This is a genomic window from Streptomyces sp. NBC_00490 (assembly GCF_036013645.1).
Classification (GTDB): domain Bacteria; phylum Actinomycetota; class Actinomycetes; order Streptomycetales; family Streptomycetaceae; genus Streptomyces; species Streptomyces canus_F.
Map to the genome: position 1 here is coordinate 776,972 of NZ_CP107869.1, position 23,889 is coordinate 800,860.

General features: G+C 68.8%; 22 protein-coding genes and 1 pseudogene. 9 read left to right on the forward strand and 14 right to left on the reverse strand.

Annotation, left to right across the window (positions count from 1 at the left end; translation table 11 throughout):
- Positions 1-22: 22 nt before the first annotated feature.
- The 3 genes from OG381_RS03210 to OG381_RS03220 all read right to left on the reverse strand — a co-directional run bounded on the left by OG381_RS03210 (position 23) and on the right by OG381_RS03220 (position 2,155).
- Complete coding sequence (locus OG381_RS03210) at positions 23-1,087, reverse strand: YihY/virulence factor BrkB family protein (RefSeq protein WP_327714541.1); 1,065 nt, start codon at positions 1,085-1,087, stop codon at positions 23-25.
- 335 nt (positions 1,088-1,422) lie between these two features.
- A complete protein-coding gene (locus OG381_RS03215; RefSeq protein WP_327714542.1) occupies positions 1,423-1,752 on the reverse strand; it encodes an ANTAR domain-containing protein in 330 nt (109 codons plus the stop codon).
- A 205-nt stretch (positions 1,753-1,957) separates the two neighbouring features.
- A complete protein-coding gene (locus OG381_RS03220; RefSeq protein ID WP_327714543.1) occupies positions 1,958-2,155 on the reverse strand; it encodes a hypothetical protein in 198 nt (65 codons plus the stop codon).
- Positions 2,156-2,461: 306 nt separating this feature from the next.
- Here OG381_RS03220 and OG381_RS03225 point away from each other — a divergent pair, with 306 nt between their 5' ends.
- Positions 2,462-2,701, forward strand: a complete 240-nt coding sequence (locus tag OG381_RS03225; RefSeq protein ID WP_327714544.1) for a hypothetical protein — start codon at positions 2,462-2,464, stop codon at positions 2,699-2,701.
- A 13-nt stretch (positions 2,702-2,714) separates the two neighbouring features.
- Here OG381_RS03225 and OG381_RS03230 read toward each other — a convergent pair whose 3' ends face one another.
- Positions 2,715-3,923: an RNA-guided endonuclease InsQ/TnpB family protein gene (locus OG381_RS03230; protein ID WP_327714545.1), complete on the reverse strand. Its 1,209-nt coding sequence runs from the start codon at positions 3,921-3,923 to the stop codon at positions 2,715-2,717.
- A 161-nt stretch (positions 3,924-4,084) separates the two neighbouring features.
- Here OG381_RS03230 and OG381_RS03235 point away from each other — a divergent pair, with 161 nt between their 5' ends.
- Entirely contained in the window at positions 4,085-5,050 is a 966-nt protein-coding gene (locus OG381_RS03235; protein ID WP_327714546.1) for an alpha/beta hydrolase, read from the forward strand.
- 363 nt (positions 5,051-5,413) lie between these two features.
- Here OG381_RS03235 and OG381_RS03240 read toward each other — a convergent pair whose 3' ends face one another.
- Positions 5,414-6,352 carry a LysR family transcriptional regulator gene (locus OG381_RS03240; protein ID WP_327714547.1) on the reverse strand — a complete coding sequence of 313 codons (939 nt, stop codon included), beginning with the start codon at positions 6,350-6,352 and terminating at the stop codon, positions 5,414-5,416.
- 135 nt (positions 6,353-6,487) lie between these two features.
- Between OG381_RS03240 and OG381_RS03245 the strand changes: the two genes are divergently transcribed.
- Entirely contained in the window at positions 6,488-7,321 is an 834-nt protein-coding gene (locus OG381_RS03245) for an inositol monophosphatase family protein (RefSeq protein ID WP_327714548.1), read from the forward strand.
- A 40-nt stretch (positions 7,322-7,361) separates the two neighbouring features.
- Positions 7,362-7,958, forward strand: coding sequence for an NADPH-dependent F420 reductase (locus tag OG381_RS03250; RefSeq protein WP_327714549.1), 597 nt, complete (start codon positions 7,362-7,364; stop codon positions 7,956-7,958).
- Between the two features lie 496 nt (positions 7,959-8,454).
- Here OG381_RS03250 and OG381_RS03255 read toward each other — a convergent pair whose 3' ends face one another.
- Complete coding sequence (locus OG381_RS03255; RefSeq protein ID WP_327714550.1) at positions 8,455-9,057, reverse strand: TetR/AcrR family transcriptional regulator; 603 nt, start codon at positions 9,055-9,057, stop codon at positions 8,455-8,457.
- A 145-nt stretch (positions 9,058-9,202) separates the two neighbouring features.
- Between OG381_RS03255 and OG381_RS03260 the strand changes: the two genes are divergently transcribed.
- Positions 9,203-9,997 carry an alpha/beta fold hydrolase gene (locus tag OG381_RS03260; protein WP_327714551.1) on the forward strand — a complete coding sequence of 265 codons (795 nt, stop codon included), beginning with the start codon at positions 9,203-9,205 and terminating at the stop codon, positions 9,995-9,997.
- A gap of 165 nt (positions 9,998-10,162) precedes the next feature.
- Positions 10,163-10,534, forward strand: a complete 372-nt coding sequence (locus tag OG381_RS03265; protein ID WP_327714552.1) for an antibiotic biosynthesis monooxygenase family protein — start codon at positions 10,163-10,165, stop codon at positions 10,532-10,534.
- 299 nt (positions 10,535-10,833) lie between these two features.
- On the opposite strand, the gene OG381_RS03270 is transcribed toward OG381_RS03265, so the two are convergent.
- The 5 genes from OG381_RS03270 to OG381_RS03290 all read right to left on the reverse strand — a co-directional run bounded on the left by OG381_RS03270 (position 10,834) and on the right by OG381_RS03290 (position 19,456).
- Positions 10,834-13,395 carry a beta-glucosidase H gene (locus OG381_RS03270; RefSeq protein WP_327714553.1) on the reverse strand — a complete coding sequence of 854 codons (2,562 nt, stop codon included), beginning with the start codon at positions 13,393-13,395 and terminating at the stop codon, positions 10,834-10,836.
- A 204-nt stretch (positions 13,396-13,599) separates the two neighbouring features.
- Entirely contained in the window at positions 13,600-16,188 is a 2,589-nt protein-coding gene (locus OG381_RS03275) for a family 78 glycoside hydrolase catalytic domain (protein WP_327714554.1), read from the reverse strand.
- Positions 16,189-16,243: 55 nt separating this feature from the next.
- The gene (locus tag OG381_RS03280) at positions 16,244-17,047 is read right to left on the reverse strand and encodes a carbohydrate ABC transporter permease (RefSeq protein WP_327714555.1); all 804 of its coding nucleotides are present in this window, start codon (positions 17,045-17,047) and stop codon (positions 16,244-16,246) included.
- Positions 17,048-17,155: 108 nt separating this feature from the next.
- Positions 17,156-18,040 (reverse strand): carbohydrate ABC transporter permease, encoded by an 885-nt coding sequence (locus OG381_RS03285; protein ID WP_327714556.1) that lies wholly within the window; start codon positions 18,038-18,040, stop codon positions 17,156-17,158.
- Positions 18,041-18,142: 102 nt separating this feature from the next.
- Complete coding sequence (locus OG381_RS03290) at positions 18,143-19,456, reverse strand: ABC transporter substrate-binding protein (RefSeq protein ID WP_327714557.1); 1,314 nt, start codon at positions 19,454-19,456, stop codon at positions 18,143-18,145.
- 260 nt (positions 19,457-19,716) lie between these two features.
- Between OG381_RS03290 and OG381_RS03295 the strand changes: the two genes are divergently transcribed.
- Positions 19,717-20,787: a LacI family DNA-binding transcriptional regulator gene (locus OG381_RS03295; RefSeq protein ID WP_327714558.1), complete on the forward strand. Its 1,071-nt coding sequence runs from the start codon at positions 19,717-19,719 to the stop codon at positions 20,785-20,787.
- Between the two features lie 94 nt (positions 20,788-20,881).
- Here OG381_RS03295 and OG381_RS03300 read toward each other — a convergent pair whose 3' ends face one another.
- Together OG381_RS03300 and OG381_RS03305 are read right to left on the reverse strand one after the other, a co-directional pair.
- The gene (locus OG381_RS03300; protein WP_327714559.1) at positions 20,882-21,271 is read right to left on the reverse strand and encodes a hypothetical protein; all 390 of its coding nucleotides are present in this window, start codon (positions 21,269-21,271) and stop codon (positions 20,882-20,884) included.
- Positions 21,272-21,343: 72 nt separating this feature from the next.
- Positions 21,344-22,132: an SDR family NAD(P)-dependent oxidoreductase gene (locus OG381_RS03305; protein ID WP_327714561.1), complete on the reverse strand. Its 789-nt coding sequence runs from the start codon at positions 22,130-22,132 to the stop codon at positions 21,344-21,346.
- 72 nt (positions 22,133-22,204) lie between these two features.
- On the opposite strand from OG381_RS03305, the gene OG381_RS03310 reads away from it, so the two are divergent.
- Both OG381_RS03310 and OG381_RS03315 read left to right on the forward strand, forming a co-directional pair.
- Positions 22,205-22,819: a TetR/AcrR family transcriptional regulator gene (locus tag OG381_RS03310; RefSeq protein WP_327714562.1), complete on the forward strand. Its 615-nt coding sequence runs from the start codon at positions 22,205-22,207 to the stop codon at positions 22,817-22,819.
- Positions 22,816-23,619 (forward strand): maleylpyruvate isomerase family mycothiol-dependent enzyme, encoded by an 804-nt coding sequence (locus tag OG381_RS03315; RefSeq protein WP_327714563.1) that lies wholly within the window; start codon positions 22,816-22,818, stop codon positions 23,617-23,619. Before OG381_RS03310 ends, OG381_RS03315 begins: the two co-directional genes overlap by 4 nt.
- A gap of 4 nt (positions 23,620-23,623) precedes the next feature.
- Here OG381_RS03315 and OG381_RS03320 read toward each other — a convergent pair.
- Positions 23,624-23,736 (reverse strand): annotated as a pseudogene (locus OG381_RS03320) (VOC family protein); the annotation flags it as partial.
- Between the last annotated feature and the right edge of the window lie 153 nt (positions 23,737-23,889).

Sequence of the window (23,889 nt, forward strand, 5' to 3'; positions counted from 1 at the left end):
CCCAAGATCGTCGCATGACCGGTCAGGCCTCGCCCAGCCGACGCTGGTCTTCCTCGTCCCACTTCCGGGTGTCGCGGGGTTGGGTGTACGGCTCACTCTCGGCCGGATGGCCACCCGCGATGGCCCGCTGGCGCACAGTCTCCGCGTCGAACTCCAGCCCCAGCAGGATGGCCAGGTTGCTGATCCACAGCCAGACCAGGAAAACGATGACGCCGGCCATGGTGCCGTAGGTCTTGTTGTACGAGGCGAAGTTGGCGACGTAGAACGCGAAGGCGGCCGAGGCGATCATCCAGATCACCAGGGCCAGGAAACTGCCGGGCGTGATCCACCTGAAGCCCTTCACCTTGGCGTTCGGGCACGCCCAGTACAGGATCGCGATCATGACAGTGACCAGGACCACCAGGACAGGCCACTTGGCGATCGACCACACCGTCAGCGCCGTGTCCCCGATCCCGAGCGCGGTACCGGCCTGCCGGGCCAGAGCGCCGGTGAACACCACGATCAGCGCACTGACCACGGACAGCACCATCAGCACGACCGTCACGCCGATGCGCACGGGAAGGATCTTCCACACCGGGCGGCCCTCAGGCATGTCATAGACGGCGTTCGCCGCGCGGATGAACGCGGCCACATACCCGGAGGCCGACCACACCGCCAGCGCGATACCGACAAGCGCCATGACGGAGCCGACGCCTGCGTTGCTCTGCAACTGCTCCACAGCCCGGGTGATGATGTCCCTGGCCGAGCCGGGGGCGAACTTCTTGATGTTGGCCAGCACCGAGTCGGTGGCCGACTTACCGGTGATGCCCAGCAGCGACACCAGCACCAGCAGCGCCGGGAACAGCGACAGCACCCCGTAATACGTCAGGGCTGCCGCGCGGTCAGTCAGCTCATCGTCCTTGAACTCCCGCAGCGCGCCCCTGAACACGGCGCCCCAGGCCCGCTTGGGCAGCTCCGTCGGCGCGTCCGGTGCCCGGCGCTCCACCTCGGGCCCGGGCCCGGCCTCCTCGGGCGTCGGCAGCTCGTGTGCCTGGCCCGCGTTACTGCCCTGGTGCGCTTTCCGTCCTGGAAGATGCAGCTTCGACATACGCGCCGGGTAACCCCCAGGGCCCCGCCTACGCCATCACCTCCCGCCGGCGCGGCATCAGGCGTCAAGAGCATGGCGGAGGGCGGGGAGGCCGCCGATGATCTCGTCAAGGCCGACGAGCTGCCTGGTGCGCAGCACGGGCTCGGTCGGGCCGGCCGGGCGCAGCCGGCCGTGGATGTCGCGGACCCGCGTTGCGGACGGCGATGAGGATGGTGATGCCGTCGATGGGGGCGGGGGTGATCGTCAGGCCGTCCGGTCCTGCTGCCCCGCGGTTGCCCAGGGCTTGGAGGCCCTCACGAACCGCTCCGCCCCCGTGCGGAACCAGCCTGATTCGGTCACTGCCTGCGGACGAGCGCAGCCTGGAGCTCGGACAGGACCGTCTCGGGCAAGCCGGCGCCCTGCGCGTGCTTGACGACCTGCTCGGCGATCGAGGAGAGCTTGGTGTTGGTGTGCTGTGAGACCTCCCGCAGCACGGTGAATCCGTCCTCCGGGCTGATCCTTGCCATCATCACGAGGACCCCGATGGCCTGATCCACCACCGCATGGGAGGCAACCGCCCGATGCAGCTGCTCATTCTCCGCCCGCAGCTGTGCGACCTCCTGCACCAAGTCGTCGACACGAGGACCAACGTCGGGTTCGCGGCTGCGGAACGCGGAGGAGGCCATGCATATCACCGTAGATGTCATCGGAGCAGAGACGCATTTCGCCTGCCCGCGTCCCTTGGCGCATCCCCCTGCCGCGGGGGCGTCACAGCATCTTGGCCGGAATGTGCTGAGCTCTCCGAGCTGCGCCCGGAGAGCTCCGGCGGGGCTGGCTTCCGAACCCCGCCTGCGGCGGGTAGCCCGGTGACCTGTGGTCATGCCGACCTCATCACGCCGCGTCGACGTGTCGCGAAGAGCGATCAGCCCGACGACGCGGCTGGCTCGTGCCGCTGTGGACCAGGCGCAGATGTCGGCGCCGGGCATGCCGTGGCACCGGCCTTTTGCCCGACATCTGGTCCTCGATACGGTCCATCCCATACAGCAGCAGGCCCAGCACCGGCAGCAGCAACACAGCGACGGCGAACACAGCGAGACATCCCTCCGGTCGGCGGCACGAGGCCGGGTTTCCCCTCGCCCCCCGGCCCAGCAGCCTCCCCGTGTGAAGGTCTCGTGACGACCGGGCGCGAGTTGCCCCGACCGGTGGCGGTGTCACTTCTCGCTCTGGTGACCGTCCGTGTCACACGGAATCCGGTCGCATGATCCGCGTTGGGGTGGGCAGGCGGCTCTGATGTCGTGCGCGCCTGCCGAGTTGGTCTTGCAGGTGAGTTCTGCCCTGAGGCAGGCCGGGTTTCATGTACCGGGCGACGCGAACACCGGTGATCCGGGGCTCCGTGTGGTCGAAGTACCCACGGGCGCTCTGGTCAGCTGGGCGGCCTCGGACACATTCACCTCGCTGACTCGCGAACGGGCCGGCCGTGCTGCGGGCGACGACAGCCTGAAAGCGATCGTGCGGGCCGCAGTATCAGGATTGCTGATCCAGCTCGGCCACACCGTCACCGAGACGACCGACAGCGGTGATCTTGTGGTGCTCGCCGACGTGGTGACTCCCCCCGATGGCGAGGACAGCCGTTGACTTCCTCCCCCGCCTAAAGGCGGGGGATTCCAGCGGTCGCCCGCTGGGGTTCCTGCTTCAGCGACGACTGCCCCGTCCGGGAGGACTCCCGTTGAGGTCTTACACCGTCTCCACAGGCAGACGCCGCCAGCCCGGCGGCCAGGATGTTGCGTGCCGCGTTGATGTCGCGGTCATGCACCGCGCCGCAGGCGCACGTCCATTCGCGGACGTTCAGCGGCAGTTTCCCGCGGACCGTGCCGCAGTTCCCGCACAGCTTGCTGCTGGGAAAGAAGCGGTCGATCACGACCAGCTCGCGCCCGTACCAGGCGCACTTGTACTCCAGCAGGGAGCGCAGTTGCGTCCAGGCCGCATCACTGATGGCGCGTGCGAGCGTGCCGTTCTTCAGCAGGTTGCGCACGCTCAGGTCCTCGATCACGACCGTTTGATTCTCACGGACGAGACGAGCCGACAGCTTGTGCAGAACGTCACGGCGCCGGTCGGCGATCCGCGCATGCACACGGGCCACCTTGCGGCGGGCCTTCTCCCGGTTCGCCGAGCCCTTCGCCTTGCGCGACAACTCCCGCTGCGCCTTCGCCAGGCGGGCACGGTCACGCCTCTCATGCCTGGGGTTGGCGACCTTTTCCCCGGTGGAGAGTGTCACCAGGGAGGTGATCCCGGCGTCCAGGCCCACCGCGTTCGTGGTGGCCGGGGCCGGGGCGATGGTGTCCTGGCACAGCAGGGACACGAACCAGCGCCCCGCCGCGTCACGGGACACCGTCACCGTGCTCGGCTGCGCACCCTCGGGCAGGGGGCGCGACCAGCGGATGTCCAGAGGGCCGGCCATCTTGGCCAAGGTCAGCTGTCCGTCGCGCCAGGTGAAGGCGCTGCGGGTGTACTCGGCCGACGCGCGGGACTTCTTGCGGGACTTGTAGCGCGGGTACTTCGCACGCTGGGCGAAGAAGTTCCCGAACGCCGTCTGCAGATGGCGCAGCGCCTGCTGCAACGGAACCGAGGACACCTCCGCCAGAAAAGCAAGTTCCTCGGTCTTCTTCCACTGCGTCAACGCGGCCGACGACTGCACGTAGGAGATGCGGCGCTGCTCGCCGTACCAGGCCCGCGTGCGCTCCTCCAGCGCCTTGTTGTAGACGAGGCGGACACAGCCGAACGTGCGCGACAACTCAGCCGCCTGCACGCCGGTGGGATAGAAGCGGTACTTGAACGCCCGCTTGACCTGCTCCGCCATACCTCACACCGTATCAACTTCCGTGTGGGCAAAGGGAGTCGGCCGGCAGACCGCGCACGCCGGTCCACCTGGGCGGCGAACCGGCTTCCCCTACCCTGCTCCGCAGGAGCTTCGATTCCTCCCCGGCCTGAAAGCCGGGGTATCCACGAAGGACAGACCCGATGACCACAGCACGACCCGCCCTCGACCCCCAACTGCACGAACTCTTGGCCGACATGCCACTGATGTCCCACCTCACCCCGGAAGTACTGGCCCAGGTACGCCCCCTCTCCTCGATGCCCGTCGAGCCCCTCCTCGAAGGTCGCGCGATCGACCGGCGCGAGGTCACCGCCGCGAGTCCGGACGGCACCACGATCCCCTTGTCCGTCTTCAGTCCCGCGAACGCCGATCGCACCGCCGCGCCCTGCGTCTACTGGATGCACGGTGGCGGGATGGTCATGGGCGACCGCTTCTCACAGATCGACATCCCGCTGGAGTGGCTCGACGAGTTCGGCGCCGTCGTGGTCTCCGTCGATTACCGGCTCGCGCCCGAGGCCTCCGGCATGATCCCGGTCGAGGACTGCTACCAGGGACTCCTCTGGATCGCCGACCACGCCGCCGAACTGGGCATCGACCCCGCCCGGATCGTCGTCGCGGGTGCCAGCGCGGGCGGCGGCCTCGCCGCCGGCGTCACCCTGCTCGCCCGCGACCTTGGCACCCCGACGATCGCCGCCCAGGTCCTGATCGGCCCCATGCTCGACCACCGCAACACCACCACCTCCAGCCTCCAGTTCGCGAACGGGCCCGGCGTCTGGACCCGCGAGATGAACGGATTCGGGTGGCGCTGCCTCCTGGGCGACCTCACCGACGACGAGGTACCCGCATACGTCTCCCCCGCCCTGACCGACGACCTCGCGAGCCTGCCGACCACCTACATCGACACCGGGTCCGCCGAAGTCTTCCGCGACGAGGACACCGACTACGCCACCCGCATCTGGGCGGCGGGCGGCCAGGCCGAACTCCACGTCTGGGCAGGCGGCTTCCACGGATTCGACGCGCTGTACCCGCAAGCAGAGATCTCGGCCACGGCCCGCCGGACCCGCACCGAGTGGCTCGCCCGAGTCCTGCCTACGAACCCCGCCGTATAGCTTCGGCATGAGCTTGGCGCTTAACGTCGAGGGCCACTCGCCCTGCTGACATCCGTCGGAACGGGCAGCACGTGACCCGGCCGCTCTCCACACTTCGAGTAACGTCCCGCTTTCGGGTCGGGTTATCGACCGTCTCTGCGCGCCGCCCCGACATCCTCTACTCCGGCCAACAGCTCTGCCTCAAGCGCGTCGCAACCCGCCGACCACGACGCCCCGCGCGCGTCACCAGGACTCGGCCTGCAGGAACAATGAGATCGCCTCGGTGAAGAACCAGATGGCGAACACCAGGCACCCGAGCCAGAGCCCCCACAAGACCCAGCGGATCTCTCGACGTATACGCATGAGCGGATCATCCCCCGGAATTCACAGCGCGTCGCCGGCCTGAGATGTTTTCAGGTGTGGGTCAGGTCGGGGCGCCAACGCGGTGCGGGCCAGGTCGCGTAGCCAGACGTGTGCGGGGTCGGTGTCATAGCGCTGATGCCATGACAGGTACACCGTGGCCGGCGGTAGTTCGAACGGCAGTGGGAGCAGGGTCAGACCGAGAATCGTGGCCGCTGAACGCGTCGTCGATTCGGGGGCCGTGACGAGGAGGTCGGAGCCCCGCACGAACTCGAGCGCGGCCCCTTCGGTGGGTGCGGTCGCCACTACCCGTCGGGTGAGGCCGAGCCGTGCGAGAGCGTCGTCAAGGGTGTTGCCGAGCCTTCCGCGCCGCGAGACGGTGATGTGCTCGGCCGCGGCGTACCGCGCGGCGGTGACGGCCTTGACGCGGGTGAGCGGGTGCCCCTGCCGCACGACGATGACGTGCTGGGTCTCAGCCACCGGCTCGGCGCAGATGTCGGGTGCGGTCGGGCGGTTGGCGTTCGCCTCCAGGTCGACTTCGCCGCGGCGCAGTTCGGGGGTGTCGTTGTGCGATTCCGCGATGAAGCGCAGGCGCACGCCCGGGGCTCGCTTGCGTACGGCCGCGAGAAGCGTGGGTCCGCTGAGGGCGACGAGTGAGTCGTGCCAGCGGAGTGTGAAGGTGCGCTCGAGCGTCGTGAGGTCGAGTTCGCGGCTCGGTGCCAGCACGCCCTGGACCTGTTGCAGCAGCTCGTGGACCTGTTCCCGGACGGCGATCGCGTACGGCGTCGGGGTCATGGTTCGCCCGGTACGCACCAGGATCTGATCCCCCGTCGTGCGCCGGATCCGGCCGAGGCTTCGGCTCATCGCGGGGGCGGTGACATGTAGGCGCTCAGCAGCGCCGGCCACGCTGCCTTCTTCCAGGAGTGCGTCGAGGGCGGCGAGCAGGTTCAAATCCAGTTGCATGAGAATCATGCTAGCCGTGATTTACATGCACTTGCAGTTAATGATGGGCCCTCCTACCTTCGAGATGCGGGCGGGAAGGAACCACGGTTCTCCCCGGTCGACCTCATCACCCCTTGCTTAGTTGGGAGCACCGCCATGCCCGATTCGATTCAGACCACCGGGATTGCTGCAACAGCCGACTCCTCGTCCGACCCCGACCTGCTCGCGCAGACCGTGATCGCCGTGCGCGCGGCGGGTTCGGCGCTGCGGGATCGGTTCGGCGACGTGACCCGCTACCAGACCCGCGAAGAGCTGATGCGCGCGCTCGCCGCCAACGACGACGCGGCCCTCGACATCCTGCGCCCCCGCCTCGCCCTCCTGCGCCCGGACGCCCGCCTGGTGGAGGACGAGCTCGCGGGCGGGGCCCTGCCTCCCGGCGAATGGTGGGTCCTGGATCCGGCCGAAGGAAACGTCAACCACCTGCACGCCCTGCCGGAGTGGGCGGTGACCGCCACTCTCGTACGCGACAACCAGCCGGTGCTCACCGCAGTTCACCTGCCGCTGACCGGTGAGACCTACACCGCACTCGCCGGTGCCGGCGCCCATCTCGACGGCCGCCCGCTGCACGTGTCCCAGACCACGGACCTCGGCCTGAGCCTCGTGGCCACGAGCCAGGCCAGGCCCGACGAGGACGACACGGTCGTGCGACGCATCGGCTCCTCGATCACGGCGATGCTCTTCGATGCGCTCGTGGTGCGGACATCCGTGCCGGCCACCCTGCACCTCCTGAACGTGGCCGCCGGCCGGATCGACGCCTTCTGGCAGTTCGCCGGGGCCCGCGCGGACCTGCTGCCCGGGGCGCTGCTCGTCGCCGAGGCCGGCGGGCGGATATCCGATGCCGAGGGCCGCCCCTGGACCCCCGAGAGCGAGAGCTTCGTGGCCGCCGCGCCCGGCGTGCACGCCCAAGCCGTCACCACGCTCTCCCGCTGACATCTGTCAGAACCGCAAGCGCCGAAAGGACCACATCACCATGACCATGATCGCCGTTCTCGGAAACGGCCGCGTCGGCGGCAGCCTGGCCCTGGCCCTCACCCGGGCCGGGCACGAGGTGACCGTGGCGGACCGTTCACCAGGCTCCGCTGCCGACGCCGCCCGGACAGCGCAGATCGTCATCAACGCCACCCCGGGCGCCGGCTCGCTGGAGCGGCTCAGCGCTCTGCGGGAGGAACTGCGGGACAAGATTCTCGTAGACGTCTCCAACGCCACCGTCGACGGACCGGACGGACTCCCGGCCGACCTGCTCTACCCCGGCTCGAGCCTCGCGGAGAAACTACAAGAAGCCCTCCCCGGCACGCGCGTCATCAAGACGCTCAACACGATGCTCTACACGGTGATGACCGCGCCCGACGCACTCACCCAGACACCGACCGTCTTCCTCTCCGGCGAGGATCCGGAGGCCAAGCAGGCCGTACGCGGGCTTCTCGCCGACCTCAACTGGCAGCAGGAGTGGATCACGGACCTCGGCGGGATCGAGACCGCGCGGGCCGCCGAGGCGTCGATCCTCTTCGTACGGCACGTGATCCGATCCAGCGGCTTCGCGCCCTTCGCCATCTCGATCGCCCGCTGAAACCCGCTCTGCCACCCCGTCCGAAGAGGCAGGTCCTGCCGCCGCTTCCCACTGGCCACCGGCGCTCCGGTTGTACTGGTCACCCTCCCCCTCTTCCGGCGCCGGCGCGTTCGTCGGGCGGCCAGCCGTCGAGGTGCGCGGATCGTCGTCGAGGTGAGCCTGGTCCACGCCGCCGTATCCGCCCAGAGGGTGGGCGCCACCGCCAGAGCAGCCACTCCCCCGAACACGAATGCCAGGGAGTAACGGCCGCTGAGGGTGTGGAAAGAGGCGCCCATGAAGGGCCGGTGAGTACGTCCGTGAGGACCTGACGGGGCTTCACACGGGACGCGGGCGGCCAGCCGACAGCCATGCCGGGTGTGCGGTGGCGCTCGCCAACGGGGGGCCAACGGGGCGACGAGGACCAACTGGCCGTGGAACATGGCGAGTTGACGCGAATCGGGTGTCGGAGCCAGAGCGCGGTTGCTCCGGTTGGCCTCTGGCAAGGGGCTTGCGGTGACTACTCCTGGGGGCCCTCCGGTGCGTCAGCCGGCTGCAGCGTGGTGAGCCATTGGGCGACGACGGCGTCGATGAAGGCGTCGGTGACCTGGCCGCGGTCGAGGAAGAGGCGGGCGAGGACGGGTCCGTACAGCAGGGTGAACTCGTCGTCGCTGATCTGGATGCCCGAAGGCTCCAGCAGCTTGTTGAAGCCGGCGTAGCGGTCTTCGCCGATGCGGACCAGTGCCCGGGCGCTGTCGGGATCGTGGTCGGCCTGGGCGGTGACGGCCAGGGCCGCGGTGCGTACGGCGGGCACGCTGACGCCGGCGCGCAGGCTTTTCAGCCAGGCCGTGGCCACGGCGCCCACGTCGCTGCCCGGCTCGGGGTAGGTGCCGAGGTCGGGGCCCTCAAGGATGAGGTCGAAGAGCAGTGCGGCGCGGGTGGGCCAGTGCCGGTAGAGGGTCTGGCGGGTGACGTCCGCCTGCTCGGCCAGCAGGGCGTAGGTCAGTCCGGCCGGTCCGACCTGGGGCAGCAGTTCTCGCGCGACGGCCAGGACGCGGTTGCGGGTGCGCTGCACGCGCGGGTTGCTCTGGGTGGGCTGGCGGCGGTGGAGGGGCTGCGTCATGCCGCCACCCTACCGGCACATCATACGGCGAGTGTGATTGACGTCACAAGCCACAATCATGCACCGCGTGTGATAAAACTGAAGACGTAATCACACGCACTGGATGATTCTTGCGTGACGGTGCTTATCCGAAAGGCAGACGGCCATGTCGCCTCGCAACCTGCTCGAGCCCACGTTCTCCCGCACCCGCCTCGGTTCCGGCCCCGGCCTGCTCCTCGCCCACGGCGCCGGCAGCAGCCTGGCCGGCTCCTACGGCCCCATCCTGGAAGCCCTCGCCGCCCGCCGCACGATCGTCGGCATCGACTACCCCGGTAGCGGCGACACCCCCCGCGCCACCACCCCGCTGACCGTCGACGACCTCGCCGACCAGCTCGTCGCCGCCGCTGACGCGGAAGGCCTCGACCGCTTCGCCGTCTCCGGCTACTCCCTCGGCGGCCCGGTCGCCATCCGCGCCGCCACCCGCCACCCCGGACGCGTCACCGCACTCGTCCTGACCGCGGCCTTCCCGCACCGCGACAACCGGCTCGCCCTCGCCGCCTCGATCCAGAGCAAGATCGCCGCCTCCGGCGACCGTGAACTGCTCGCCGAGTTCCTCCTCATGACGGCCCTCGGCACCCAGGCACTGGAGTCGATGCCGACCGGGCAACTGCAGCAGACCCTCGGCTACACCGCCGCCTCCATCGCCGACGGCAGTGCCGAACAGACCCACCTCGTCAGCCACGTCGACGTCCGCGACGATCTCCCCGGCATCACCGTCCCCACCCTGGTCATCTCGACCACCGACGACCGGATGACGTCCCCCGCCCTGCACCGCCAGCTCGCCCAGACCATCCCCGGCGCAGAGCTCGCGGAGATCGCCACCGGTCACCTGCCGATGCTGGAGCGCACCGACGAATGGCTGCAGCTCATCACCGACTTCCTCGGCAAGCACGACGCCTGAACTCACGCCACGAGGCAAGCCACGCGGCGGACACCGGCCCAGCCCATCACCCGGAACGCCCGTTGATCACAACTCACCAACACCCAGGGGCCGTATCCAGGCCCCGGACCACTTGAATCTCTGTGGGTTCACAGACCCACTTCCCCTCGATTCCCTGGAGAAGTCATGCTCGAGTTCGGCCACCTCGACGAGTCCACCCACTTCAAGGACCAGCAGAAGGAGAAGGCCGGTCCGGTCACCATCATCAACACCTTCGTCGCCCCACAAGGCAAGGAGGACGAGGTGGTGACTGCCTGGACCGCCGACGCGGAGTACATGAAGAAGTCGGGGCACCTGCTCTCGGTGCAGCTCTACCGGGGCATCGGCGGCAGTCGGCTGTTCACCAACGTCGCCGTCTGGCGCTCCACCGAGCACCTCCGTTCCGCCCTCGGTACACCGGAGTTCGCCTCGCACTTGGCGGGCTACCCTTCCGGCACCGTCGCCTACCCGCACCTCTACCAGAAGGTCGCTGTCGAGGGCGTCTGCGAAGGGCAGTGACAGGCGGGCACTTCCCGTTGCCGGTCCCACCGTCGGGACGGGTCGACAGCGATGGCGGTACCTGGAATCGCTTCAGGTACCGCCGGAGGGCCCACAGGGGCGGCTTTCGCCTTGCAGGGGAAGCGAGAGGAACCTCGTCGGCTCACCCTGCCTTGCCCCATGGCTCCTCAGGGTCCGGCCCCGCACTGAGCGGAACTCGACGAGCTGTGGAACGCGCCGGAGGGGTGAGTCAGTGTCTGGCTGACAGGCTCCCAGCCGCTGTGTTCTCGCGCTGTGGCCATGAGGGGTGTGCTGCAGGTCTACGTGAGGGTGATCGCGCCGGCGTATTCGACGTCGGCCGCCGAGGAGCCGACGTAGACCGCGACCTTGCCGGTGGGGGTGACCCAGCGGTTCTTGGGTTCGTCCCAGTAGGACAGGGTGCGACGGCTGATCTCGATCGTCGCGGTGGTGCGCTCGCCCGGCGCGAGGCTGACCCGGGCGAATCCGGCGAGCGTCTTGGCGGGGGTGTCCACGCTGGTGGGCAGGGGCCCGACGTAGACCTGAACGACGTCGGAGCCGGTGCGGCTGCCGGTGTTGCGGACTTCCACGCTGACCTCGCCGGCGGTGTCGCCGCGGCCCCGGCTGGTCACGCGCGCGCCGCGGTGGCTGAAGGTGGTGTACGACAGTCCGTGGCCGAAGGGGAAGAGCGGCTTGGCGTGGTGCCTGTCGTACCACTTGTAGCCGACGTAGATGCCTTCGTCGTAGGTGATGCTGCCGTTGGCACTGCCGGCTCCGCCTCCTGTGTGGGTGGAGGGTCCCTGGGTCTCGTCGGCGGGGAAGGTGACGGGCAGGCGTCCGCCGGGTTCTGCGTCGCCGTAGAGGACCCCCGCGATGCTGGTGCCGGTGGCGGCTCCCAGGTACCAGGCCTGCAGCACGCTTTTGACCTTCCCCAGCCACGGCATGAGCATCGGCCCGGACGTGTTCAGGACGACGACGGTGTTCGGGTTCGCGGCGGCCACGGCGTCGATGAGCTGGTTCTGGTCGCCGGGCAGGGCCAGGTCGTCGCGGTCGATGCCTTCGCCGGTGTAGTTGTTGACGAAGACCACGGCGACGTCCGCCTTCTTCGCCGTGGCGACGGCATCCGGGATGAGGGATTCGGGCTGCCAGCACAGCTTCATGCCGGGGCCGTTGAAACCGGCGCCCTTGGTCGAGTACTCGACGGCGATGTCGACGCTCGTGCCCCCGGTCAGGTGGACGACGCCACCCAGGGTGAATTCCTTGGGGCCGAAGAAGAAGTCCCACAGGAAGCGGGAGCCGTTGAAGACGGTCGTGCCGTCGATGACGAGCTTGGCGGCGCCGGACAGCAGGGTGTTGAACCGGATCCAGCCGGTGTGGGGGACGGCCAGGCGTCCGGTCCAGCGCGCCGACCACGTGACGGGCAGGTCTGCGACCGGGTCGCTCCCGCGGAAGTCGACGCCCGCTGTGGTCGTCGTGGCCAGTAGCTCGCCGGACAGGTCCTCGCCGGCGAAGAACTCTGCCTTCAGACCGGGTTCTCCGTCAGGAGTGGTGAGCACCTGGCCGGGGATGACGGGGAGGGCCACATCGCCGAGGGTGCCCTGGGAACACAGGACCCGGGAGGCTCCGGTCTTGGCCTTGATGGCGTCGGCGGCGGTGGTGAAGTCGCCCGGGTCGACGTAGGAGGAGCCTTCCACGCCGGTGGTGGCGTCCTTGCCTGCCGGACCGATGACGGCGATGGTCTGGCCCTTCGGCAGCGGGAGCAGGTTGTCGTTGTTCTTCAGCAGGACGGTGGCCTGCTCGCCGGTGATCCGGGCCAGGATCTGGTGTGCGTCACTGGTGACGACCGCGGCAGGGGTCGTGGGCACCGGGTTGTCGTAGGTGCCGGAGGCGAACAGGGCGTAGAGGATGCGACGGCATGCGTCGCGGGTGCGGTCCTTGGGGATGCGGCCGTCGGTGAAGGCGGCCTTGGGGGTGTCGGGGATCAGCGCGGCGCAGTCGACTCCGTTCTTGATCGCTTCGATGTCGTCGGCGCCGGGCCGGTAGTCCGTTCCCAGGTAGCCCTTGAGACCCAGTTCGTCTTTGAGGGCGCTGATGAGGTGGGGGTTCTGGCAGGCGAACACGCCGTTGACCCGTGGGTAGGAGCCCATGACGGACAGGGCGCCGCCGTCGCGGATCGTGTGCTCGAAGGCCGGGTAGTACACCTCGCGCAGGGCCCGCTCGGACACCTTCACGTCGAGGGAGTTGCGGCTCTCTTCCTGGTTGTAGCAGGTGAAGTGCTTGATCTGGGCGATGACGTCGTTCTGCTGGAAGCCCCGGGTGACGGCACCGCCGATCAGTCCGCTGACCAGGGGGTCTTCGCCATAGGACTCGGCCGCGCGGCCGGCTCGCGGGGTGCGCTCGATGTCTACGGTCGGACCGAGCAGGACGTTCCATCCCTTGGCGCGGGCCTCGGCTCCGATGGCGTGGCCGTATCGCTCGGCCAGGTCGGTGTCGAAGGTGGCTGCGAGCGCGTTGGGTGCGGGGAAGGCGGTGACTCCGGTGTCACCGCGCAGGCCGTCGGAGGCGTCCACGTAGGTCATCGCCGGGATGCCGAGGTGGTGCAGCGGCTCGAAATCGGCCGGCGTGATGGCGGTGACCAGGACGGCCTGCTCTTCGAAGGTCATCGCACCGAGGAGGGAGTCGGCGCGGCGTGAGGGGGACTTCCGCTTGTCGCGCCAGGGCTGATCGCCCGCGGCGGCCGGGGCGGTGCGGGGCGCGGCTGCAGCCGGGGCGGGAAGGCCGGCGGTCAGCGCCGCGGCTCCTCCCAGGGCGGCTACGGATACGGCGACGGCTTCGCGCCGGGTCATTCGCTGGGGACGGGTCACGTCACGCTCTCCTTGTGTCTGGTGGCGGTAGGAGTGCTGCATCACGAGGTGGTGCGGTGGGCGGCTCGCTGGTCGTCCGGTGCGATTGGCCGGGTCGCGGAGGTGGGGGCGGTCGGCGCCGATGTCACCCGGGCGGTGCTTCTCCCGCCGGCCGTGGGTGCGGTGGGGCAGGGTTCGGCGGGAGAAGGACTGGGGTGAGTGGACTCAGGCGGCTTGCTCGGTCGGGGCGCCGCTGTCGATGCGGTGCTCGCCCGCGCCCACGGTGACCGGGGCGCAGCCGGGGAGTTCGACGACTCCTTCGCAGCCGTCGGGGACGGTGACCTTGGCGCTGATGCCGGCCGCGGTCTGCTCCCAGGCGATGGCTGCCGTGCCGTAGGGGGTTTCGTGGCGGGCCTTGGCCCAGGTGATTCCGGCGCCGGGGCGGGGCCGGAAGGCGATCGTGCGGTAGCCGGGCCGGGTCGGCTCGAGGCCGGCGACGGTGCGGTGCAGCCAGTCGGCGACGGCGCCCAGTGCGTAGTGGTTGAACGAGGTCATGCCGCCGGAGTTGAGGGTGCCGTCCGGGCGCAGGCTGTCCCACCGTTCCCAGATGGTGGTGGCGCCCATGGACACGGTGTAGAGCCAGGAGGGGCATTGAGTCTGCGTCAGAAGCCGGTAGGCGACGTCCAGGTGACCTGACTCGGTCAGGGCGTCGCAGATCAGCGGGGTGCCCACGAAGCCGGTGGCGATACGCGCGTCGTCCTCCAGGACGAGTTCGGCCAGCCGGTCGCCGGCGAAGGCGCGCTGTGCGTCGCCGTCGAGGAGGTTGAACATCAGGGCCACGCAGTAAGCGGTGGGACTGTCGCTGGTCATACGGCCGTTGGGCTCGACGTACCGGGCGCGGAAGGCGGCGGCGACCTCGTCGGCGAGTCGGCCGTAGGTGGCAGCGGTGTCCTCGTAGCCCAACTCCTTTGCGGAGTGGGACAGATGGCGGGCGGAGTGGGCGAAGTAGGCGGTGGCGACCAGGTAGCGGTCGGTGCGTGAGGCGGCGGGGTCGTCCGGCGGGGCGATCGGGTCGAGCCAGTCCCCCAGTTGGTCGCCCGTGTCCCAGATCCGGTCGTCGCCGGCCAGTCGTTCGAGCAGGTCCACCCAGGCGCGGCCCATCGGGAAGTGCCTGCGCAGCAGTTCCAGGTCGCCGAAGCGCTGGTACAGGACCCAGGGGGTGAGCGTGGCCACGTCGCCCCAGGCCGCTCCGGGCTGGATCGGGGTCCACTGCGGGCCGCCGGGGATGACCGGAACGTACCAGGGGACGGTGCCGTCGGGCAGTTGCTCCGCGGCGACGTCGTCGAGCCAGGAGTCGAGCATGCCGACGCAGTCGTAGAGGAAGGCGGCGGTGGGGGCGAAGACCTGGATGTCGCCGGTCCAGCCGAGGCGCTCGTCACGCTGGGGGCAGTCGGTGGGCAGGTCCACGAAGTTGCCACGCATGCTCCATACGACGTTCTCGTGCAGCCGGTTGATCATGTCGTCGCTGCACTGGAACCAGCCGGTGCGCCGCATGTCGGTGTGGTGGACGCGGGCGGTGACGTGTGCGGGCGTCAACTCGCCGTGCCAGCCGCTGATCTCGGCGTAGCGGAAGCCGTGCAGGGTGAAGCGCGGCTCCCAGGTGATGGGGCCGTTCCCGGCGAGGATGAGGACGTCCGTGGAGGTGGCGCCGCGCAGGGGGCGGGTGGCTAGTTCGCCGTTCTGGAGGACTTCGGCGTGGCGCAGGGTGATCGTGGTGCCTGCCGGGCCGTCGGCGGTGACGGCCAGGCGGCCGACGAGGTTCTGTCCGAAGTCGAGGAGGTGGCGGCCCGCTCCGGTGGGGGTGATGGAGAGCGGGGTTATCTCCTGTGTGCAGCGCACCGGCGACGACTTGGGGGCGATGAGGGTGTGCGGGTCGCGCTCGCGCACGGCCACCGGCGTCCAGCCCGCGTCTTCGTGCTGCGGGGTGGACCAGGCGGGATCGTGCAGGCGGGCGTCGAACGTCTCCCCTTCGTACAGGCCGCTGAACAGGATCGGGCCGGTGGCGGCCTGCCAGGAGGCGTCGGTGGCGACGGTCGTGGTGGTGTGGTCGGTGTGGGTGACTTCGAGTTGGGCGATCAGGGACTGGTCGGTCCCGTAGATGTTGCGGGTGCCGCCGTCGAAGCCGATCCGGCCGCGGTACCAGCCGTCGCCGAGCCAGGCACCGATGGTGTTTGCGCCCTCGGTGAGATGGGCGGTGACGTCGTAGGTGTGGTAGCGCAGCCGCTCGCCGTAGACGGTCCACCCCGGTGAGAGGGTGTCGGCGCCCACGCGGACGCCGTTGATCTCGGCCTCGTACAGCCCGTGCGCGGTGATGTACAGGCGGGCGTGGGCCACCGGCTTGGTCAGGGCGAAGTCGCGGCGCACCCGGGAAGGGCGGCGGTCGCTGTCGGGGTCCTCGTGCCAGGCGCCGCCGACCGGCTCGGCCTGCCAGTCGGCTGCGTCCAGCAGGCCCGCTTCGACGGTCGAGGGCGGGGACCAGGCGCTGGGTTCGTCTCCAGCACCCCAGGTGCGGACACGGACGGTGACGCGTTCGCGTGAGGCCAGCGGGCGGCCGGGCCAGGGCACCAGGGTCTGGTCGCCGCTGTCGATGCGGCCGGTGCGGTGGACGGTGCCGGCGCGGTCGAGTTGGAGTTCGTACGCGGTCTGGAGCGCGCTGCCGGGGGGCAGTTGCCAGGACAGCCCGGGTGCGCGCTGACCGATTCCGAGGCCGTCCCGCAGGTGGTCGAACGTGACGGGGGCAGGCTGAGGCGACACAGCGAGGGGAACCTTCCGTGAGGTGGGCGTGGGACAACCGGTGTGGGGTGGGTTGTCAGCCCTTGACGGCGCCTGAGGTGAGTCCCTTCATCACCTTCTGGTTGAGGAAGAGGTAGATCACCAGGGTGCCGAAGACGTTGATGCAGATCGCGGCGAACAGCGGGCCGTACTGGGTGGCGCCGAAGTCACCGGTGAAGTTGAGCAGTCCGACCTGGACGGTCCGCAGGTCCTGGCTGTTGGTGAAGGTCAGCGCGATGAGCAGGTCGTTCCAGATGAAGAAGAACTGCACCAGGCCGACAGTCAGCAGGGCGTTGCGGACCATGGGCAGGCTGATGGTCCAGAAAGAGCGCAGAATGCCGGCGCCGTCGATCGTCGCCGCCTCGAACAGCTCGCGCGGCAGGCTCTTGTAGTACGTGGCCATCATGAACACCGTCAGCGGAAGACCGGTTCCGGTGTACGTCAGGATGAGCGGCCACAGGGTGCCGGACAGGCCGGTCTGGAAGTAGACGGTGAACAGCGGCAGCAGGATCATCTGCGAGGGCACCATCATGCCCGCGAGGAAGACCAGCAGCGTCAGGCTGCGGCCCTTCCACACCATGATCTGCAGGGCGAATCCGGCCGCCGTGCCCAGCAGCAGGATCAGCGCCAGCGAGGGCACCACGGCCAGCAGGCTGTTGCGGACGTACAGTCCGATGTGGCCGGTGGTCCATGCGTCGACGTAGTTGCCCCACTCCCAGTGGCTCGGCAGGCTCCAGGTGGAGTTGTTCAGATAGTCGCTGTTGGACTTGAGCGAGGTCAGGAACATCCAGATCAGTGGGTAGACCTCGACGACCAGCAGCAGACCGACAACGATCTTCACCCATGCTCGGCTGCCCCGGGCGCGCCGGCGGGGGTGCGCTGCCCCGACCGGGCCTTTGCGGTGGTGGTGACGCGCAGAGGTCTTCACCGGTGTACCGATGGCCATGGCTCAGCTCTCCGTGAGGTCGCGCCGCGAGACGCGGAAGACGACCAGGGTCACCAGCAGACACACCACGGTCAGCAACAGTGCGATGGTGCTGCCGTAGCCGTAGTCGCCGTACGTGAATGACGTCTGGAACATGTACAGGGTCAGTGGGGTCGTGCCGTTGCCGGGCCCGCCGTTGGTCAGGGCGACGATGGAGTCGAAGACCTTCAGGGTGCCGTTGACGCTGAAGATCAGCGACGACATCAGCACGGGCAGCGACAGCGGCAGCACGATGTGCCGGATCAGCCGCAGCCCGGACGCCCCGTCGAGGCGCGCCGATTCCAGGACCTCGTCGGGGATGTCGACCAGGCCAGCGAAGAGCAGGACGGCGTAGAAGCCCATGGAGCGCCAGATGTCCATGATGATCAGGACCCAGAAGGCGTGGCCGGCACCGCCGAAGAAGTCGATCGAGTCCAGTCCGACCGCGTTCAGCAGGGAGTTGACCGGGCCGGTCTGCGGGGCGACCTGGAAGAACCTCTGGAAGAGCAGGCCGACGGCGACCGTGGGCAGCACCACGGGGAAGAACACCAGCGTGCGCACGAGTGCGGAGGCCCGCTTCAGGAAGAAGACGTACAGCAGGGCCAGTAGGTAGCCCGCGACGACCTGGCCGACGGTCACGGCGACGGCGTACTTGAGCGTGAACCAGAGGGCGTCGTGGACCGCCGGATCCGAGAACAGTCGTGAGAAGTTGGCGAGACCATTGCCGGTGAAGCCGTCGATGGTGTTGCCCTTGGTGAAGGAGTAGCCCAGTGACCACACCATGGGCACGAGCATGATCAGTGAATAGACGAGGAGTGCGGGGCCGAGCAGGATCGCGATGGCCCGGCGGTCACCAAGTACGCGGTGCATGGATGGTGTCCACTTCGCTTCGGTCGGGGAGCTGGCTGGTCGGCGGCTGGGCCGCGCACAGCGGGCACGGAATCGGGCCCGCTGCGCGCCGCCCACGGCCGGTCACTGGGAGGCCAGCGCGTCCTGCACGGTCTGCATGAACTGTGTGGCGCTCATGTTGCCGCTGACCAGACTCGCGGCGTTGGTCGTGCTCACCGTCTGGGCCTTGGTGGTGAACAGCGCTTCGAACCACAGCACGTTCTGCTTCGCGGAGGTGATGGTCGTACGGACCTGACTGGTGACCTTGTTGGCGTCCTGGACCGGAGTGTTGACCTTGAAGCCGGAGATGGTGCCCTGGTCCTTCAGTGCCGTGCTGCCGTAGTTCTTGGCGATGCAGGAGACCCAGTCACCGGTCTTCCCGTCGAAGCTGCCGGCGCCGAGGGTGATGCCGATGCCGACGTTGGACGGGTACTGGTCGATCGAGCCCTTGCCGCCGGAGACGGCCGGAAACGGCATGAAGCCGACGTTGGCCGCGCCGATCTTGTCCTGCTCGGGGTCGGCGATGTTCGCCAGGGCCCAACTGCCCATGTAGAGCATGGCGGCCTTGCCTGTCAGGAACTGGTTCATCGAGGTGTCGTAGTCGATGGAGCCGACGCCCTTGCCGAAGTAGCCCTTCTTGCCCAGGTCGGCGACCTCCTGTGCGGCCTTGACGTACTCGGGGTCGGTCAGCTTCGCCTTGCCGTCGGCCACCTTCTGCAGCGCGTCGGGTCCGATGTCGCGGTAGAGGTAGTTGCCGATCAGTCGGGTCAGCGGCCAGCCCTGCTGACCGGAGGCGGAGAACGGCTGGATCCCCTTCGCATCCAACCGGGCGGCCGACGCGACCAGTTCGTTCCAGGTTCCCGGCACCTTCAGACCGTTCTCCTGGAAGATCTTCTTGTTGTAGAAGACCCCCTCGATGTTGTACTCGTACGGCAGCACCTCCAGCTTGCCGCCGTACAGGGCCTTGATCGTGGAGACGGCAGCCGGCTCCAACTGGTCGTAGACGCCCAGGCTTTTGAGCTTGGCCTCGAGATCGGCGACCTTGCCCGCCTTGGCCAGCTGTTGGGTGAGCGCCGGGCTGCCCATCGTGAACTGCACCGGCAGCGCGCCCTGGCCGGCCAGGAGTTGGAGCTTCTGGTCGTTGTTCGCCTGTGCCACGGTCTCGACCTTCAGCGGCAGGGCCTTGTTCTGGTCGGCGCAGGCTCCCTTCGACAGGGTGGTCAGCGCCGCCCGCACCGTCGTGTTCTCCGTGACGCTCAGATAGCTGAAGTTCTTCGGCGCCGAGGCCGAGCCGCCGCCCGTACCGCCACAGGCGGTGGCGAGGAGCGCCACGGCGGCGGCGCTCGCGGTCAGCCCGGTGAGCCGGGCCCTTCTGGCAGCGGACGAGACGGTGTTCACGGCGAGCTCCCTGTCATCGTGGAATCGGAGGAGGTTCGAAGGGCGCAGCGCGCCGACGAGGAAGAGTGGAGAGAACGAGGCAGGTATGTAGAACGTTCTCCACCGACGAAGTGCGCACTACGATGCATGGAGACGACCAGAGCGTCAAGACATCGGCCCGTAACGCCAGAGAAAACAGCCCTACACCTTTCCGACTGTCGCCCGATCATGTAGAACGTTATCTAGATCATGGCAGTCCAGACCTACAAGGAGCGCAGAGCATGGGGCAGGACCCGCAACCCAAGAAGCGCGTCACCATCACGGATGTCGCGCAGCACGCGGGCGTGTCCACCGCCGCGGTCTCCAAGGTGCTCCGCAACGCCTACGGGGTCAGTGCGGCCATGCAGGAGAAGGTCCGCGCCGCCATCGCGGAACTGGACTACCGGCCCCACACCGCGGCACGCGGCATGCGCGGACGCACGTACACGATCGGCGTGCTCCTGGACAACATCCGCAACGCGTTCTTCGCCGACATCCTCGACGGCGTCCACGACGCACTCCAGGACAGCGAGTACACCGTCATGATCGGCGCTGCGGGCTTCAGCGCCGACGCCCAGCGCAAGACCGTCCAGTCCATGATCGACCGTCAGGTCGACGGCCTGATCCTGATCGCCCCCAGTACGCAGCGGACCGAAACTCTGACGACGGCGCAGTCCACACCCCTCGTCATCCTCGGCCACCACGACGTCTCCGACCTGCACGATTCCGTGGTCGACGCCGACGCGGCGGGTGCCGCCCTGGTGGTCGACCACCTCGTCTCGCAAGGCCATCGCAACATCGCGCTCGTCTCGTCTCCCGGCACACGCAGCAGCAAATGGGCGCGCACTCCCGAGATCGTGCTGACCAATGGCTACGTCGAGGCGATGAACCGGCACCGGCTCGCCGACCACGTGCGGATCTGCCGCGCCGCGTACTCGGACGAGGGCGGCTACAAGGCCGGCCTGAGCCTGCTCACCGGGGAGAACCCGCCCACCGCCATCATGACCGGCGCCGACGTCGCCGCCCTGGGCGTGTGGCGAGCCGCCCATGAAGTGGGGCTGCGCATCCCCGAGGACCTGTCCCTGGTCGGCTACAACAACACCGCCCTCGCCGACCTCGCCACCGTCCAGCTCACCAGCGTCGACCAGGCGGGCCACGACATGGGATCCAGCGCGGCGCGACTGCTCATCGAACGCGTCGAAGGCCGCCGCGAGCACGCCGTACAGACCAGCATGACCCCACGCCTGATCGTGCGCCGAAGTACCGCCGCGCCGGGGCCTGGCCGAGCGCTGCCGGGGTCGGGGCGTCGGTGATCAGGCGGGTCCAGGGCCAGTGCAGGGCCACGACCATCAGCATCCAGGCCAGCGGGTCGAGGATGTCCTGGGTGATCTCCAGCCAGAACCGCTTCTAGCTGTTGGCCGACCGCCCAGCGACCACATAGTCGTGGTACTCGTCCTGGACCAGGCCGACGTTGACCCATCTTCCGCGTGCCGCTCCGGTGATGTCTTCGGCGGCTGCCAGGGCGGCAAGCGGGTCATCGCGAGTCGCGACAAGGCGGCCGAAGTCCTCCTCCGCATCGTCGGTGCGAAGAGGGGGGAACTCGACCACGTCCACGAAGGTCTCGTGGCCCACGTCTTCCAGGGTGTGCAGGTAGACCTCGTAGCGGGTCTTGGTCGGCCTGACCTCGACGTATCGGATGCCGGGACGCTCGGATGAGCCGGCAGGGCCGAGGAACTGCTCGACTGGTCGGCCCCGTCTCAGGGCCCCAAGGGCGAAGGACTCCGTCAGATAGCGCACGTGAGAAGCGTAGAGGGCCTGCGGGGACCGTCGGCAGGGCGACTGCCGCATGGGGCGGAGGAGCGGCGCCGGTCAGCGGCGGGCCATGCGGCCCATGAGCCGGACGATCAGGCGGCGCGGCAGGATCTTGCCGGCGAGGGCGAGCGGGCGGCCGTTGGTGATCACCGACGGGGGCGCGGAGCGGCGGTCGAGCGTGTCGAGGGCCGTCTTGACGACGTGTTCGGGGGTGACTCGCTTCGCGCCGTAGTCGGCCGTCTCGCTGCCGGCGGCATCGTAGAACTCGGTCTTCGTGGCGCCGGGGCATACGGCCAGGACGCGCAGGCCGGTGCCACGGTTTTCTTCCCACAGCGATTCGGTGAAACTGAGGACGAACGCCTTGGTGGCGCCGTAGACGCTCAGGTACGGGGTGGGCTGGAAGCCCAGCAGGCTCGCGACGTTGATCAGGATGCCGGTGTCGGCGGAGTTCAGCGGGTCGATGTAGGCGCGGCTGAGGTCGACCAGCGCGCTGACGTTCAACGTGATCATGCTCTGCAGGCGGTCCGGGTCCTCGTCGGTGAGGGCGTTGTGGGAGCCGAAGCCGGCGTTGTTGACGAGTCCGGTGGCGTGGGTGCCGCGGGACTCGAGTTCGGCGCGCAGCGTGCGGCCGGCGTCGGGCCGGCCGAGGTCGCGGGCGACGACGTGCACCGTGACGCCGTGAGCGCGGGTGAGTTCGTCGGCCAGGTCCTTGAGCCGGTCCGCTCGGCGGGCGACGAGTACGAGATCCGCGCCGCGTCGGGCCAGCTGGCGGGCGAATTCCGCACCGAGGCCGGAGCTGGCTCCGGTGACGATGACGGTCTGGCGGCGATAGTCGATTTGGCTCATACCTTCACTGTACGCATGATTTTGCACTGAGTGCAAACAACTGCATGAGGAGAATAGATGTACCATCGGTGCATGGTCCAGAAACCGACGCCCCTTCGGGAACAGACCCGCTCGGTGGTCCGCGCACTCCTCGCCAAGACCGCCCTCGAACTGTTCGCCGCCAAGGGATACGACGACACAACCCTTGAGGAGATCGCCGCCGCAGCAGGTGTCTCCAAGCGGACCCTGTTCAACTACTTCCGCAGCAAGGAGGACCTCGCGCTCAACGGCCTTTCCGAGCAAGGGGAATTGATAGCCGCGCGGCTCGCCGAGCGCCCCGCCGACGAAGACCCGTGGACATCGCTGCGTGCGGCGTTCCAGGTGCTTGAGGAGATCGACGTCACGGCCGAGCGCCGCCTCGAGATGATCACGCTGCTGTTCGGCAACGAATCCCTGCGCGCCGGCCACGCCGAGAAGCAGGCCCGCTGGCAGGACCTGTTCGCCCCGCTGATCGAGCCGCGGCTGCCCGACTCCGACCACCGCACCCTGCAGGCCCGCGCCCTCGCAGCCGCGGCGATCACCTGCCTCCAGGCAGCGACGGAAGAGTGGATGCGCCTGGGCGGACAGGCCGACACCTTCGACCTCTACGACACCGCAGTACAAGCCATCCGTCGCCCCGCCGCACCACCAGAGAAAACGACGACATGAGCAAGCGCCTGCCTGCCGCCGACCTGCCGAACATGGCCGGCGCCCTGCGCGCCGAACGCGCCGAGATGCTGAACTTCACCAGCAGCCTCACCGACGACGAATGGGCCGCACCCAGCGCCGCGGCCGGATGGCGCATCGCCGACGTCGTCGCCCACATCGGTGCGACGGCTCGCAGCTTCTACACGCCCGCCGGGCTGCGCACGAGCTTCGCCGCCAGCCTGGAACAGGCGAACGAGGACCCCGTCGACCGCCGACGCGCCTGGAGCCGTGCCAAGGTGATGGCCGAGTACCAGCGCGCCAGCCGGCGAGCCACCACACTTCTCAACGTCGTCAGACGCACACCCGCCGCCCGGGTACGGGCACAGATGGCCGAACTCGGACGCCACCCCCTGGGTCTGATGATCGGCGGCGCACTCGTCTTCGACCACCACACGCACCTGCGCCACGACATGGCCCCAGCACTCGGCCGGCCCGTGCCGTCCACCGACGAGGACAGGATGCGCGCGGTGGTGACGTGGATGATCGCCGTACTGAGCAACCAGGTCGCGCAGGCACCGGTCGCCGGGCTCGACGCCCGCGTCGCACTGACCCTCACCGGCCCCGGCGGCGGGACCTGGTGGTTCGACGAGGCGGGCGCCCTGCCTCCCTCGGACGGCAAGCTCGCCGCGCACATCACCGCCCCCGCGCTGACCTTCCCCGACTGGGGCACACAGCGCTCGCCCTGGGACGACAACGACGTGACGATCACCGGCGACACCGAACTCGCCGCCCGCTTCCTCGACGCCGTCAACGTCATCTGACCGAGTCAATCGGGCTGACGTCGAGTTGAGCCGGCTCTTCACGCTCATGCCCTCGGGCACCTTGACGAACAGCACGGTGGTCGGCATCTGACGGGCCCGGAGGCCCTCGATAGTCGGCGACGCCTCATGCCCAGCGGTTCCGAGCCCTGAGCGGTCTCCCGACCGCCGCACCGCTATGACAAGCGCTTCGGGGCCGGTGCTGTTGACTCCGGGCTCGAAGCGATGCGGTTCTTCCGGCGTGCCGTCCGCCAAGTGCTCACGGCGGGGTGA

Bases quoted from the DNA above. Each gene is read 5' to 3' on its own strand.
- OG381_RS03265 (WP_327714552.1), top strand. From the start codon at position 10,163: ATGCTCGAGTTCGGCCACCTCGACGAGTCCACCCACTTCAAGGACCAG.
- OG381_RS03310 (WP_327714562.1), top strand. From the start codon at position 22,205: ATGGTCCAGAAACCGACGCCCCTTCGGGAACAGACCCGCTCGGTGGTC.
- OG381_RS03250 (WP_327714549.1), top strand. From the start codon at position 7,362: ATGACCATGATCGCCGTTCTCGGAAACGGCCGCGTCGGCGGCAGCCTG.
- OG381_RS03260 (WP_327714551.1), top strand. From the start codon at position 9,203: ATGTCGCCTCGCAACCTGCTCGAGCCCACGTTCTCCCGCACCCGCCTC.
- OG381_RS03295 (WP_327714558.1), top strand. From the start codon at position 19,717: ATGGGGCAGGACCCGCAACCCAAGAAGCGCGTCACCATCACGGATGTC.
- OG381_RS03305 (WP_327714561.1), bottom strand. From the start codon at position 22,132: ATGAGCCAAATCGACTATCGCCGCCAGACCGTCATCGTCACCGGAGCC.
- OG381_RS03255 (WP_327714550.1), bottom strand. From the start codon at position 9,057: ATGACGCAGCCCCTCCACCGCCGCCAGCCCACCCAGAGCAACCCGCGC.
- OG381_RS03210 (WP_327714541.1), bottom strand. From the start codon at position 1,087: ATGTCGAAGCTGCATCTTCCAGGACGGAAAGCGCACCAGGGCAGTAAC.
- OG381_RS03235 (WP_327714546.1), top strand. From the start codon at position 4,085: ATGACCACAGCACGACCCGCCCTCGACCCCCAACTGCACGAACTCTTG.
- OG381_RS03230 (WP_327714545.1), bottom strand. From the start codon at position 3,923: ATGGCGGAGCAGGTCAAGCGGGCGTTCAAGTACCGCTTCTATCCCACC.
- OG381_RS03215 (WP_327714542.1), bottom strand. From the start codon at position 1,752: ATGGCCTCCTCCGCGTTCCGCAGCCGCGAACCCGACGTTGGTCCTCGT.
- OG381_RS03240 (WP_327714547.1), bottom strand. From the start codon at position 6,352: ATGCAACTGGATTTGAACCTGCTCGCCGCCCTCGACGCACTCCTGGAA.
- OG381_RS03285 (WP_327714556.1), bottom strand. From the start codon at position 18,040: ATGCACCGCGTACTTGGTGACCGCCGGGCCATCGCGATCCTGCTCGGC.
- OG381_RS03245 (WP_327714548.1), top strand. From the start codon at position 6,488: ATGCCCGATTCGATTCAGACCACCGGGATTGCTGCAACAGCCGACTCC.
- OG381_RS03315 (WP_327714563.1), top strand. From the start codon at position 22,816: ATGAGCAAGCGCCTGCCTGCCGCCGACCTGCCGAACATGGCCGGCGCC.